11 protein-coding genes and 1 tRNA gene are annotated in these 12,889 nt (G+C 61.8%); 10 read left to right on the top strand and 2 right to left on the bottom strand.

The window, feature by feature from the left end; all coding sequences use genetic code 11:
• The first annotated feature begins 1,025 nt into the window (after positions 1–1,025).
• From ftsY to I41_RS15330, 9 genes are all read left to right on the top strand, one after another.
• On the top strand, positions 1,026–1,970 hold the full coding sequence (ftsY, locus tag I41_RS15290) for a signal recognition particle-docking protein FtsY (RefSeq protein WP_145433767.1): 945 nt from the start codon (positions 1,026–1,028) through the stop codon (positions 1,968–1,970).
• 220 nt (positions 1,971–2,190) lie between these two features.
• On the top strand, positions 2,191–3,519 hold the full coding sequence (locus I41_RS15295) for an outer membrane beta-barrel protein (protein ID WP_145433769.1): 1,329 nt from the start codon (positions 2,191–2,193) through the stop codon (positions 3,517–3,519).
• Positions 3,520–4,624: 1,105 nt separating this feature from the next.
• Complete coding sequence (locus I41_RS15300; protein ID WP_145433771.1) at positions 4,625–4,972, top strand: P-II family nitrogen regulator; 348 nt, start codon at positions 4,625–4,627, stop codon at positions 4,970–4,972.
• A gap of 70 nt (positions 4,973–5,042) precedes the next feature.
• Positions 5,043–5,116: transfer RNA gene (locus I41_RS15305), tRNA-Arg, on the top strand.
• A gap of 71 nt (positions 5,117–5,187) precedes the next feature.
• Positions 5,188–5,550, top strand: coding sequence for an STAS domain-containing protein (locus I41_RS15310; protein ID WP_145433773.1), 363 nt, complete (start codon positions 5,188–5,190; stop codon positions 5,548–5,550).
• Positions 5,551–5,734: 184 nt separating this feature from the next.
• The gene (locus I41_RS15315) at positions 5,735–6,490 is read left to right on the top strand and encodes a hypothetical protein (RefSeq protein WP_145433775.1); all 756 of its coding nucleotides are present in this window, start codon (positions 5,735–5,737) and stop codon (positions 6,488–6,490) included.
• Positions 6,491–6,748: 258 nt separating this feature from the next.
• On the top strand, positions 6,749–8,275 hold the full coding sequence (locus I41_RS15320) for a circularly permuted type 2 ATP-grasp protein (RefSeq protein WP_168206932.1): 1,527 nt from the start codon (positions 6,749–6,751) through the stop codon (positions 8,273–8,275).
• Positions 8,276–8,328: 53 nt separating this feature from the next.
• Complete coding sequence (locus I41_RS15325; RefSeq protein WP_145433777.1) at positions 8,329–9,345, top strand: alpha-E domain-containing protein; 1,017 nt, start codon at positions 8,329–8,331, stop codon at positions 9,343–9,345.
• A 157-nt stretch (positions 9,346–9,502) separates the two neighbouring features.
• Complete coding sequence (locus tag I41_RS15330; protein WP_145433779.1) at positions 9,503–10,369, top strand: transglutaminase family protein; 867 nt, start codon at positions 9,503–9,505, stop codon at positions 10,367–10,369.
• Between the two features lie 17 nt (positions 10,370–10,386).
• Here I41_RS15330 and I41_RS15335 read toward each other — a convergent pair whose 3' ends face one another.
• Positions 10,387–11,652: a nickel-dependent lactate racemase family protein gene (locus tag I41_RS15335; RefSeq protein WP_145433781.1), complete on the bottom strand. Its 1,266-nt coding sequence runs from the start codon at positions 11,650–11,652 to the stop codon at positions 10,387–10,389.
• A 120-nt stretch (positions 11,653–11,772) separates the two neighbouring features.
• On the opposite strand from I41_RS15335, the gene I41_RS15340 reads away from it, so the two are divergent.
• Positions 11,773–12,366, top strand: coding sequence for a hypothetical protein (locus I41_RS15340; protein WP_145433782.1), 594 nt, complete (start codon positions 11,773–11,775; stop codon positions 12,364–12,366).
• Positions 12,367–12,397: 31 nt separating this feature from the next.
• Here I41_RS15340 and I41_RS15345 read toward each other — a convergent pair whose 3' ends face one another.
• Positions 12,398–12,616, bottom strand: coding sequence for a glutaredoxin family protein (locus tag I41_RS15345; protein ID WP_145433784.1), 219 nt, complete (start codon positions 12,614–12,616; stop codon positions 12,398–12,400).
• Between the last annotated feature and the right edge of the window lie 273 nt (positions 12,617–12,889).

Here is a 12,889-nt window from a genome sequence, read left to right on the forward strand (position 1 = left end):
TGGCGCCCTCCCGTTGCCGGCGACGACCACCACCGCCGCGCTCGCCATGAACGGGGCAGGAGAGCATCTTGTGGGAGGCGTCTCCGACGCCGATGCCGTTCACCACGCCACGCCACATCGGCCACGTCAAGCCGCTTTGGAGTCAGAGACCCCTCCCACCGTTTTCGCGACAAGCAAACCGAAGACCCCCTGTCGCCTCAAGACAACACGACAGGCGACATCCCAACTCCAACCCAACCAACGAGTTCAGCCTGCTGTCGCCCAAAACGCATCAGGCGACACCGGGCGACACGCGACAGCGCCCGGCGTCATCAAGCGTTTGTGGGAGGCGTCTCCGACGCCGATGCCGCTCACCACTCCACGGCGCAGCGGCCCCGTCAAGCCGCTTCGGGGTCAGAGACCCCTCCCACAGCTTTCGCGACAAGCGAACCGAAGACCCCCCTGTCGCCTCAAGACAACACGACAGGCGACATCCCAACTCCAACCCACCCAACAACTTCGGCCTTCTGTCGCCAAAAACGCATCAGACGACACCGGGCGACACGCGACAGCACGCACCCAAGGGGTCGGGGACCTTTTGCCACTGGAGATCTTCCACTCCTTCGATCGCCGCTAGTGGCAAAAGGTCCCCGACCCCCTCAACGTCTCCGCCGCCGCCGCGAAGTAGCCTTTACCAAGTTAAGAACCGAGAGCATCAGAACCGCGAGTCACGCCAATAAATGAAAAGCTCTCAGCAGTCAGCCTAAAAGTTCCAGCAAACGACTGACCGCTCATCCCGCATTCGCGCCAATTCGCGTCATCCGCGGTCAACTCCCCCTATTTCCACCCCACAGAAGTCCCAACCCGCCAAGTACCAGCCGCCGACAGCATTCCGAACCCCGCGACCACCCCCTAGAATGGCAAATTCGCTCGCCGCAACGAACAACCAGCATCGAGCAACCAGCAACCAGCACCCGCCGCGCCGGCCGGTCGTTGACCGGCGGCTACCAGCATCCAGTAACCAGCATCCAGCATCAGCAACGTCCATGGGCCTGTTCGACAAATTCAAACGCGGTCTCACCAAGACCGTCAAGATTCTCAACACCGACGTCCGCGACCTCTTCAAGAGCGAGGGGCGGCTCATCGATGACGAGTTTCTCGACGAGATGCGGGCGATCTTGTTCAAGACCGACATGGGCTTCGTCTCGGCTGAGGAGATTGTGGCCGAGGTCGCCAAGAACTTTCGCGGCCGCGTGGTGCAGCTGGAGGACGTCGTCCGGACCTGGAAGGCGAAGCTCGGCGAGCTGATGCGGCAGGACGCCTCGCCGATTCGGTTCGCCGCGAGCGGGCCGACGGTGATCATGGTCTGCGGCGTCAACGGCGCCGGCAAGACGACCTCGATCGCCAAGCTGGCCGCGATGTTTAAGTCGGAAGGCAAGAGCGTACTGCTGGGGGCGGGCGATACCTTTCGCGCCGCGGCCGTCGAGCAGCTGACGATCTGGTCGCAGCGGCTGGGGACCGAGATCGTCACCGGCGATCCGGGCGCCCATCCTGCGTCGGTCGCCTATCGAGCCGTCGAGCAGGCGGTCGCGAAGCAGATTGACGTCTGCATCGTCGACACGGCCGGGCGACTGCAAACGCAGAAGAACCTGATGGCCGAGCTGACGAAGATTCAGACCTCGATCCGCAAGCTGGTTCCCGAGGCGCCGCATGAGGTGCTGCTGGTGCTCGACGCCACGACCGGCCAGAACGGCGTGAGCCAGGCGGCAAACTTTACCCAGTCGGTCGATTGCACTGGCATCGTGCTGGCGAAGCTCGATGGCACCGCGAAGGGGGGCGTCGTCGTGGCGATCCGCCAACAGGTCGGCCTGCCGGTGAAGTACGTCGGCGTGGGCGAAAAGGCCGAGGATTTGGCTCTTTTCCAGCCGGAGGAGTTCGTCGACGCGCTGTTTGCCGACATCGAAGCGAAGGCCCCCGGCGCCGCAGGTTAGTGCGCGCGACGGCCGCTGGCCCCGGCCGTGACGGCGGCCTGCCGGCATACGGCTGCTACAGCCGACAAGGTTTCGCGCGCCGCGCGCTGGCAGTCGCGCGATTGGCCCGCTTCGGCTCGGCTTGGCAGCGGCTCGGAGTCGATAGGAGCATTTGGCGGCCCACCTAGCCCACCTTGCCGCTCCCGCCGCGACTCGATTTCCCCCCCACGGAGGCCTCTCCATGCGCAAGCGTTCGCTAGCGTTCCTCACCGCCGCGAGCATTTCCTACGGACCGTTCGCGTTCGGGGCGAATCCGGGGACCGTCGAGCCCGTGGCGTTCCAAAGCGACGCGTACTATCGACAGGGCGATGAGTTCTTGGCCTCGACCCCGGTGACGACCGCCAGCGTCAGCAGCGCCAGCGACTGCTGCGAACCATCCTGCGCCGACCCGACCTGCAGCGACGACGTCGCGTGCGGCGACGGCTGCGCGGCGGGCGGGTTGTTTAGCGGCTGCGGCTTGGCCGGGCCGGTGGAATCGCTGTCGCTGGCGAGCCTGATGGGTCTCAGCGACGACTCGGCGATCGAGGTCGGCGGCTGGACGAACATCGCCTACTACAACAAGAACATCCCGCTGTCGCAGAACTTCGACGACCTCTTGTCGTTCGACGACATCCCCGACCATGCGAACCTCGCCCAGCAGTGGTTCTACATCGGCAAAGTGGCCGACGGGTCCGGCGGTCGCGACTTCGGCGGTCGCATCGACTTGATCTACGGCACCGACGCCCAGAAGACGCAAGCCTTCGGCAACCCCGGCGCGGGGGTGCGCGGCTTCGGCTTCTACGACGCCTCGCTCGACCACGGCTACTACGGCTGGGCTATCCCCCAGGCCTACATGGAAGTGGCCAACGGCGACCTGTCGACGAAGGTCGGCCACTTCTTCACCCCCATCGGGTACGAAGTGATTCCGGCGACCGGCAACTTCTTCCATAGCCACTCGTACACGATGTTCAACAGCGAGCCGTTTACTCACACCGGCGCCCTGTCGACCTACACCGGGTTCGAAGCGTTGACCCTGTACGGCGGCTGGACGGCGGGCTGGGACACCGGCTTCGACAACCTCGACGGCGGCAGCAACTTCCTCGGCGGCTTCGCCGCGAACATCAACGAGAACGTCACCTTCACCTACCTCAACACCTGGGGCAACTTCGGTTGGCGCGGCGGCAAGGACAGCTACTCGCACAGCATGGTGCTCGTGGCCAAGGTGACGGATAAGTTGCAGTACATCGCCCAAAGCGACGTGCTCGACGCGACCCCGAACCCCAACGCCGGTCAACGCGACACGGTCGGCCTCAACCAATACTTGCTGTACGCGTACAGCGACATCATTGGCATCGGCGGTCGCTGCGAATGGTGGAAGGACGACGGCACGTCCTACAACGAAATCACCGGCGGCGTGAACGTCAAGGCGCTCTCGAACCTGGTCTTCCGTCCCGAAATTCGCCACGACTGGGCGCCCGGGGCCGACCTCGACCAAACGACCGCCGCCATCGACGCCATCCTGACTTACTAACTAACCAGTCAGCCCGCTCGCGCGGCTCCACCGAACCGCCACGGCGGAACGCGACAACTCGAAAGCTCTCGACCGGCGGCCGAACTCTAACGAGTTCGGCCGCCGGCGTTCTACGTCAGTGCCCTTCGAGTAACGCACAGGCCCTTCATTGACCGGTGCCTGCGCTGTGCCAAGTCGCGTGCACTGCCTGCGCGGCAGCGAGGCAGCGGTTTGCCTAGCCGCGCATCACGATTTGTGCAGAAGCCGGGCATTGACGGCCTTGTTCTCAATGGCAGCCGCATCGGCTCGCACCACTTCGAATCCCGTAACACTTGGTGAAATAGAGACTTGCAACTTTCTTAATCGAATCACGCATCGCTGGCACGGCAGTTGCTTTCACCCTCAACGGCTAGCTAAGACTGGCTCCTCACGCTGCAGGGATCGCAGCCGTGCGGCGCCATAAAAGAGTGCAGCCGCGTCGAGCGTCGCCGAGTTTCCGGCGACTCTACAAACTAACCACAGCGATCAGGCTTACTGATCGCCGCAGCGACTTTGAAGGATTCGACTCTTGCCTGGGTCGGACTGATGTCCCACAAGGCTTGGCGGCGTTTTGCCGCCTACACGCCGCCAAGCCGGGACGTCAATTTGCAGGGCTGAGACCACGGATCTGCCGGCCTCCGCCCGCAATGCCAGAGAAACAGTCCACGCCCCTTTTGGCTTGGGCGAGCAATGCCGCCTCCGCTCGCCCAAGCCGGGGTCGGGGCTCCACGGAGTCCCACTTCTTTGAACAGACGCTCGTCACGTGTCGAACCCGACCAATTCTTTCGGCAGCCGTTGGAACTCGGCTCTCCCGTACCGTCCATTAGGGTACCCCAATGGCTCGCGGCGTGCTTTTCCGCCTAAGTGCGCCCGAGCCGGGGTATCCCCTATCGAGTAGCGGCAGCTGACCGACGGAGAGACGGCGAAAGCGATCACTGCGAAGCCGAACATCGACTTTTTGAATGAGCGCGATTTTCCGCCCCTGGGATGTTCTCCATGGCGCAACTCCTTTACGATAGAGCGTCTACGGAATGGCCAGCGACGGCCAACTCTTCAGCCCCTGCCTGGTAGACAATCTGCGCTCCTCATGAAGTTGATCATCGCCGTGATCCAGCCGAGTAAGCTGGAGGACGTGAAAGCCGCCCTCTCGGAAGTCGAAGTGGTTCGCTTAACGATCATGGACGTCCAAGGCTTTGGGCGACAGAAGGGCCAGACTGAGGTCTATCGCGGCCGCGAAATTTCGGTGAACCTGCTGCGCAAGGTCCAGCTCCAGATCGCCGTCAACGATGCGTTTGTGGAGCCAACGATCAACGCCATTATCAAGGGCGGAAGGACCGGCGAAAGCGGACAGATCGGCGACGGCAAGATTTTCGTGCTGCCGCTGGACGATTGCATTCGCATCCGCACGGGCGAACGCGGCCCGGAAGCGATTTAGAGACGATTACACGCCAAGTCGAGGCCCTCGCTAGGCGGATTGAGCGGTGGAAACTACGATCAATGGCTCAGCGCCCGTAGCTCAGTTGGATAGAGCAGCAGATTTCTAATCTGCGGGCCGCAGGTTCGAGTCCTGCCGGGCGTATTCGCGTGCCGTCGTGGTCCCCGCGCGAGGCTTATGGCGGGCGCAATGTCATTCTCCCCAGCGGGTTCATTATGCCGATCAACTCTTACGCCAAAGATGACATTCTCACCATTCGGATTCTCGACGAACGACTGATCGACCCGGAACAGCTGAAGCGGCTGTTCGATGATTTGTACGCGCTACTGGGGAAGAGCGAGGAACAACAAGTGGTGCTCGACTTCGGCAGCGTCAAATTCATGGCCTCGGCGATGCTGGGCAAGCTCGTGGCAATGAAGAAAAAGTGCGACGAGTTCAAGGCAAAGCTCAAGCTGTGCAGTGTCTCGCCCGAAATCCTCGAAGTCTTCAAGATCACAAAACTCAACAAAGTCTTCGATATCCAGAGCGACGACGCCGCCGCGCGAAAGTCGTTTACGAAGCGCGGATTCTTTGGATAGGCGATCCAATGCGGACGATCGAGGCGCCCGGCGCCTCGTTGCGGGTCATCGCCTCCAGCTCGCGTGCGAGCATAATTGCCCCAAATGCATGATATGCAGCCATTTGAGTGCTGCATCGCGTTCGGTCCGCAAATTGCACTGCCGACGCTCCGGCAGGCGGCAGTCTGCATATTGGGTCGAAGCCGTGTCCACAACCGTCCGTCGTCGCGTCGTTCGGCGCGAAGCGATTCGCCTCGCTCGCCAATCCTTCCTCGTTGCCGCCCTGTTCTTTGCTGGAAACGCCGCCTCGTACGCCGTTCAGCCGCAACGATCGGACGATAGCGTCAGGCAACCGACCACCATGTCGGCACGACTTAGTCGGACTGTGGGGCCGCGTCGCCTATCAGCAGAGATGTTCAAAACCGGCGCGGTGACGACTGCTGCCCAGACTCCGCCAACGACAATGGCGGCATGGGTCACTGACCGAGCAGCGGTTGATCTGCGCGATGCGATCCTCGTCTCAAGCCGCGCAATTCCAAGTCGCGAGACGCTCAATTCGATCGCTGAAAAGCAGCCAAGTTCTTTGTCGATGATCGAGCGCCGCGCTCGGTCGGGACGATCGTCGACGCGGGCGAAGATTACATTTGCAACTTCGCCAGTTGAGACGATCCAGCTAAGCCTTAACGAGGCTAACTCGAAAACCGCTGCGGGACATCTGCCTTCTTCATGGCCTGCGCACGTCGCTGCGGAAGCCCTCAGCTCAAGCTCGCCAGGCGAAGCTGGTAGCTCGCTCCATCGCCACGCCGTGTTTTCCGCGACGGCGGTCGTCGAGCCCGTGAGTCATGTGCTAACGGGGCGACCGCCAGCAACGTTCGACGTCACGGCGGACCAGACCTCGATCTCGCCGCCCGTTCTGCGCGGACCCGCCATCGACGCCGGCGCTCTTCGTCCGCGGTGGTAAGTCAGCAACTCCAGAAATAGCGCAGACTCCGCCTGGGGTAAAATGGTATTCTCACGTGGCGGGCGGCGGTTGCGCGCCGATTGCGCACCTATTGCACGGCAGATAGGCCATTGCGGCCATCATCCGGAGTAGATCTGGCCGTTTTCGCTGCTTCCCGCGACGGCGCGTTAATTGCGTACCGAACCTATTTGGCAGAGGCTTTTCTCCGCCGGCGTCGTGAATGTCTTCTGAATTTCGCTCGCAACGCAGAAGTTCGCCATGTCCACTGATGTTGCCCTCGCCGCCTCTCGATCGCGCTCCATGAAGTCGTCTGAAACGGTAAAAATCCCGGGTATTGGGTTCGACGCCTACGATGTGGGCGATTTCTATGACGAAATGTTCGACGGCGAGCGCCAGCCACGCGCGCACTATAGAGCGCTGTTCGAGCGATTTTGGCACCTCCGCGCTGACGAACTTGAACGGCGCCAGATGGCGGCGGAGCGGTCGATGCGGCGCCTGGGCATTACGTTCAGCGTCTACGGCGACCAGGAGGGATCGGAGCGGATTATTCCCTTCGACATCTGCCCGCGGATCATTCCGGAGCCCGAATGGCGTTGGCTGGAACGAGGACTGAAGCAGCGGATCGTCGCGCTGAACAAGTTTATCGATGACATCTACCACAAGCAGTCGATCGTTCGCGACGGCGTGATCCCCGAATTCGTCGTGCGTAGCTGCGCGACGCTTCGGCAGCAGTGCATGGGTCTCGACCCGCCGATGGGGATTTGGTGCCATATTACTGGCGTCGATCTCGTGCGGGACCGTGAGGGGCAATTCTATGTGTTGGAGGACAACCTCCGCTGCCCGTCGGGCGTTTCCTACGTCTTGCAAAATCGCCAACTCATTAAGCAAACGTTTCCGCAGATATTCGAACAGGCACACGTGTTGCCCGTCGACGATTATTGCAGCCGGTTGCTCGACGCGCTCCAGGCGCAGATGATGCATCGCGTGCGGCAGCCGCATGTGGTGCTATTGACGCCGGGATCATTTAACTCCGCCTATTTCGAGCATTCTTACCTGGCCCAGCAGATGGGGATTCCGCTCGTCGAAGGGCGAGATCTCGTGGTCCACGACAGTTACGTCTACATGCGGACCACCCGGGGATTCGAGCGCGTTGACGTCATCTATCGCCGGATCGACGACGATTTTCTCGATCCTCAGGCGTTTCGCCCCGACTCGATGTTGGGCGTTCCGGGACTGATGCAGGCGTATCGCGAAGGGCATGTCGCGCTGGCGAACGCTCCTGGCGCGGGCATCGCCGACGATAAGGTCGTGTACGCGTACGTCCCGCAAATCATTCGCTACTATCTCGACGAAGAACCGATTTTGCCCAATGTCGAAACATTCGTGTGCTGGGACGAAACGCAGCGAAATCACGTCCTGGCGAACCTGGACAAGATGGTGGTGAAACCCGCGAACGAGTCGGGCGGCTATGGGATGCTCATTGGGCCGCGCTCGACGAAGGAAGAGCAGGCGACTTTCGCCGATTTGATTCGGGCGAAGCCGCGCAATTACATTGCTCAGCCCACGCTCAACCTGTCGCGCGTGCCGGTCCTGACGGAAAACGGCATGGAGGGTCGCCACGTCGACCTCCGGCCGTTCGTCGTGTACGGCAAGGAGATTTACGTTTTGCCGGGAGGACTCACGCGCGTGGCGCTCCGCAAGGGTTCGTTGGTCGTCAACTCCTCGCAAGGAGGCGGCAGCAAAGACACCTGGGTCATGTGCGACCGTTCGTCACCGGTGGCCTGACGTCTGCACCACTCCAAGAGTTCGACAGTTCTTCTCATCGACTGCAAAAAGACATGCTCAGCCGCGTCGCCGAATCGATCTACTGGATGAGCCGCTACATCGAGCGGGCGGAGAACGTTGCGCGCTTCATCGCCGTCAACTTGAACCTCAATCTCGATATGCCTGGGGCCGGGGGGCAGCAGTGGTTGCCGCTGGTGGTGACCACCGGCGATCACGAGCAATTCGGCGAGCGCTACGAGACGGCCAGCAAGCAGAACGTGATTCGTTTTCTCACCTTCGATCGCGACAATCCGAATTCGATCATGTCGTGCGTGCGTGCGGCGCGCGAGAACGCCCGCGCCGTGCGCGAGAGCATTTCGTCGGAAATGTGGGAGCATATCAACCGCTTCTACCTGCTGCTGCGGGAAAATAACGCCGAGGCGGCGGCGTACGAGGAGTCGTACGACTTCTTCGATCAGATCCGCTTCTCCGGGCAGCAGTTTATGGGGATCACGGACGCGACGATGACGCACGGCGAGGGCTGGCACTTCTGCCGCCTGGCGCGGCTGATCGAGCGGGCCGACAAGTCGTCGCGCATTCTCGACGTTAAGTATTTTATTCTGTTGCCGAGCCCTTCGGACATCGGGACGCCCTTCGACGACATCCAATGGTCAGCGCTATTGCGCTCGGCGAGTGCGCTGGAGATGTATCGCCAACGGCATGGCCGGCTTGAACCTGCCTCGGTGGTGCAGTTTTTGATTCTTGATCGTGAATTTCCGCGCGCTGTGCTCTACTGTTTGACGAAGGCCAACGAGTCGCTCCACGCGATTTCGGGCTCGGCGATCGGCGGCTTCGTCAATAAGCCTGAGCAGCAACTCGGGCAACTGCGGGCGGAGTTGGCATACACATCTTCACAGCAAATCATTGAGCGCGGACTCCATGAATTCGTCGATGATCTGCAGCGGCGGTTGAACGCGATCGGGGAGGGAATCTCCGACACGTTTTTCGCCATGCGGCCGCTGGAAATGGCGTTTCAGCGGCAAACGCCGTTCGGGCAATCGCAAGTTCAGTTGTCGACGGCGGCAGGGTAAACGCTAGCGCGTCGGGATCAAATGATGCGGCGGCAGCAAAAGCCGTTTCGTCGAGGCCATCGTATGGAGTCCACTTGTTCGTTAGGCGGCTGGTTCGCAGAAGACGAGGCCCGCGGGTGCGGTGCGTTTCGTTCCACGTAAACAAGGCAGCCCGGTCATGGAATTGGAAATCTCGCATTTGACAAGATACGAATTTTCAGACGCCGTATTTCTAGAACCACACGTGCTTCGCTTCCAGCCACGGGCCGATGGCGCCCAGACGCCGCTGGAGTTCTCGCTCGAGATCGATCCGCGTCCGGCCGGGACGTCAGCGGCGCTTGATTCGGCGGGAAACACGGTGACTCATGTCTGGTTTGACGGCCTGCACCGCACGCTGACAATCAACTCGCGGTCGACGGTGGAGATGCTGCGGGAGAATCCATTCGATTTCTTGCCCGACAACTGCCGTTCGCGGCTGCCGGTCTTCTACGCCGCCGAGTCGGACGCCCTACGGCCCTACCTCCACCGCAATCCTCACGGCCTCGGTGCGCCAGATCAGATCGCGATCTTTGCATCGCGGATGCGGGACGCCGCGCGGGGCGAGTTGGTGCCGCTGCTAACTTCACTGAACAATACGATCTTCGATCGTTTGGAATCTGTGCATCGGCGGGAGCCGGGGGTCTGGTCGCCCGAACGAACTTGGCGCGAGAAGCGAGGAGCCTGCCGCGATTTAGCGGCACTGTTCATCGACGTGTGCCGGGCGCTCGGTATCGCGGCCCGTTTTGTCAGCGGCTACGAAGAGTCCGATGGATTGGGGCAGGGGGGCGAGCTTCACGCATGGGCGGAGGTTTACATCCCCGGCGCGGGTTGGCGTGGATACGATCCCTCGCGAGGCTTGGCCGTCGGTCAAAGCCATGTCGCCGTCGCGGCTTCCGCCACCGCCGCGGGGACGGCCCCAATTACCGGCACCTACCGCGGCTCGGGCGTGGCCTCTGAGTTTGAAACTGAAGTCCGCGTTGAACGTCGAATTGCGGCATTAGCCTGAGGCCCTCGACCCGCGACCTATTTCTGGTATTTCCAAAGCCCCATGGCCGGATCGCGAACGAAAAAGAACCGTTCGCCGTCGGCCGATTCGTTCCAGCCATCGCTGAGCGTTGCCGGGTCGTAGCGGCGACCATACTCATTGAGGTCGCCAAACTGGTAGCAAGCGGCTTCGATCTCGGCCTGCGACAGCGATCCGGGGCAATAGGTCACGCGGAACCGCTTCTCGCTTGAGCCGTGGATGAGGTGCGCCGCGGCGGAAAGATTGTCGCGTAGCTCCGCATTCGCTTCGACCGCTGCCAATACCTCGGGCGTGGTACGGTAGCCGTACTTGCGAATGAGGCGGTCGATTTCAGGATCTTCGCCGAAGGTTCGTACGCCGGGGGCGAGGATGATCAGTTCGCCGCCGTCGGCCATTGCCATGCGGGTTCGATAGATCGCCTTGTTCCCGAGCCAGGTGCTGGGAAATTTTTCGGGATCGAGATAGACCACGCACTTACGGAACGGCTCCGGAACCACCGTCACATTCACCGCGAAGGCGAGGTCGCACGCCTTCCAGAAGCATTCGGCGTCGTCGCCGATGAACAGCCCGCGGATCACCGACTTGCCGGCTTCGTTGGGGCCAATCACCGTCAGAACGTACACAATTGGCAAGTCTCGGCAAAAATGCTCCTGAGCGTAGTTGAGGATTCGCCGCAGCGGGGTGTCGCCGCGGCCCATCATCCGTTCCATGCCATAGACCGCGCCAATAAAATGGCTTTCGTTGATCCCCTTCACGCCGCCGGCGCCGACGAAGAGATTCTTCGCATGATTTGCCATTCCCACTACCTCGTGGGGGACCACCTGCCCGATGGACAAGATCAAATCGTGCCCGCCGCGGGAAATCAGGCGGTTCAGTTGGGCCGGCCAGGGCTCGCGATAGATTCCTTCCGTGGCCTCCCCGACGAACTCGCTGGGGACTGTTCCGACCGTTTCGACGTCGGTCCGCCAATTGTGATAGCGGAATAAACTCGCCGGAATCGAGGGGAACATCTTGGTCCGGTGCTTTTCAGACATCTCTTCGTGCGTGCCGAGCGCGGGGAGGACGTCAACGAGGTTGTCGCCGTAATGGTCGTGAGCCATGCAGGTCAATTCACCAGCGCGGCTGGCAAAACGGGAATAATCAGGCGGCACCGCGAGCACCCGTCGACGGGGGCCAAGCTGATGGAGCACGTCGGTCAGAGCGGCGCGTATGTCGTCGAGCGAGAGTTCGGCGTGGGGCGATCCGAGGGCGAGATAGAGGGGCATGCAAGGCTCAGGAGTGAGGCCGGATGGTGGTTTTCGTCATCTTAGCGGAGGTGGGCGGCGAACATGAAGTTCGTCAGGCCATTTGCCTCCCTCCGCGCAAACTTCCATAATTAGGCCGCCATGTCGCCGGATTTCGATCACCATGCCGTCACCTCGGCGCAGCCGCCGGCCACCGAACGGGAGCCGAACCTGTTGCGGTTCGGCCTGCGGCCCTGGTTCTACTTCATCTCGGCCGCCGTGATTTTTTGCGCTTTGCTGGCACGGCTCGATGGGGTTGGTCCATTTGTCGTGGGAAGCGCCGTGCTGCTCATTGCTGCCCACGTTTTTGGGACGTTCCTGGGCACCCGGCTGCGCGACACATCCCATGACGTGGTTCGCTGGAAAGCTCGCGCCGGGTCAAGCGACGCGGACGCCCCGCTGGTGGTTCAGCAACCTGTATCGTTGGCGGAGATGGGACTGCCAAGGGTAACGTCGCTCGCCGATCGGACCAACGACGCATGGCGGACCCGCTGGGCGCTGGGACTCGGCGCCGCGGGAGGCCTGCTGCTGGGTTGGTGGGGAATCAGCGAGTTGGCTGGGCCGGCGGTCAGTTGGCCCGGCCGGGCGTTCGGAGCCGTGAGTTGCGGGGTGATCGGGGCTTGGGCCGCACTGTTGATAGTGAGCTTCTGGGCGATCATCCGCGAGGCATGGCGGCAGGCGTCGCGAGAAGAATAGGGCGGCTCGGCGCGCCCACTGGGACGCAGAGCTAACGCAGCAGCCGCCGCAATAGCACGGGATCGACCCGCCCGCGAAAGCGAATCTTGCCGTCGATCTCCACAACCGGGACGCACTCGTTAAATCGCTCGCGCAAAGCTTCATCAGCGTCGACGTCGATCAGTTGCGGCGCGGCCCCTTGCGCGTCGAGGAGCGCTGCCGCTTCGTCGCACAGGTGACATCCATTTCGAGTATAGATCACAACCTTCATCGTGCTGGCTCTTCGCAAGGACTCGCTTCAATCGTGGATCGCTCGCGCTCAAACGCCTCTACGACGGCAGTCCTTTAGTGGACTAATGTTCACAAAACGGGTGGCCGCTCAGGGCGACCAAATACCTGTCCAACCCCTCCTGAGAGGGGTGTCGACAGACTCCCCAAGTCCCGGCTCGGCAACGTCTTGCGTCTTCTGTTTGCCGCCCCTTTTGCCCGCAGCCTACGATGGATACGGCAGCTGGAAGGCCGCCCCGACCCGCTCTGACGCCTT

The sequence above is a fragment of the Lacipirellula limnantheis genome (genome assembly GCF_007746075.1).
In the GTDB taxonomy this organism is placed as follows: Bacteria; Planctomycetota; Planctomycetia; order Pirellulales; family Lacipirellulaceae; genus Lacipirellula; species Lacipirellula limnantheis.

Coding starts and splice junctions, on each gene's coding strand:
- ftsY (WP_145433767.1), top strand. CDS start 1,026: ATGGGCCTGTTCGACAAATTCAAACGCGGTCTCACCAAGACCGTCAAG.
- I41_RS15295 (WP_145433769.1), top strand. CDS start 2,191: ATGCGCAAGCGTTCGCTAGCGTTCCTCACCGCCGCGAGCATTTCCTAC.
- I41_RS15300 (WP_145433771.1), top strand. CDS start 4,625: ATGAAGTTGATCATCGCCGTGATCCAGCCGAGTAAGCTGGAGGACGTG.
- I41_RS15310 (WP_145433773.1), top strand. CDS start 5,188: ATGCCGATCAACTCTTACGCCAAAGATGACATTCTCACCATTCGGATT.
- I41_RS15320 (WP_168206932.1), top strand. CDS start 6,749: ATGTCCACTGATGTTGCCCTCGCCGCCTCTCGATCGCGCTCCATGAAG.
- I41_RS15325 (WP_145433777.1), top strand. CDS start 8,329: ATGCTCAGCCGCGTCGCCGAATCGATCTACTGGATGAGCCGCTACATC.
- I41_RS15330 (WP_145433779.1), top strand. CDS start 9,503: ATGGAATTGGAAATCTCGCATTTGACAAGATACGAATTTTCAGACGCC.
- I41_RS15335 (WP_145433781.1), bottom strand. CDS start 11,652: ATGCCCCTCTATCTCGCCCTCGGATCGCCCCACGCCGAACTCTCGCTC.
- I41_RS15340 (WP_145433782.1), top strand. CDS start 11,773: ATGTCGCCGGATTTCGATCACCATGCCGTCACCTCGGCGCAGCCGCCG.
- I41_RS15345 (WP_145433784.1), bottom strand. CDS start 12,616: ATGAAGGTTGTGATCTATACTCGAAATGGATGTCACCTGTGCGACGAA.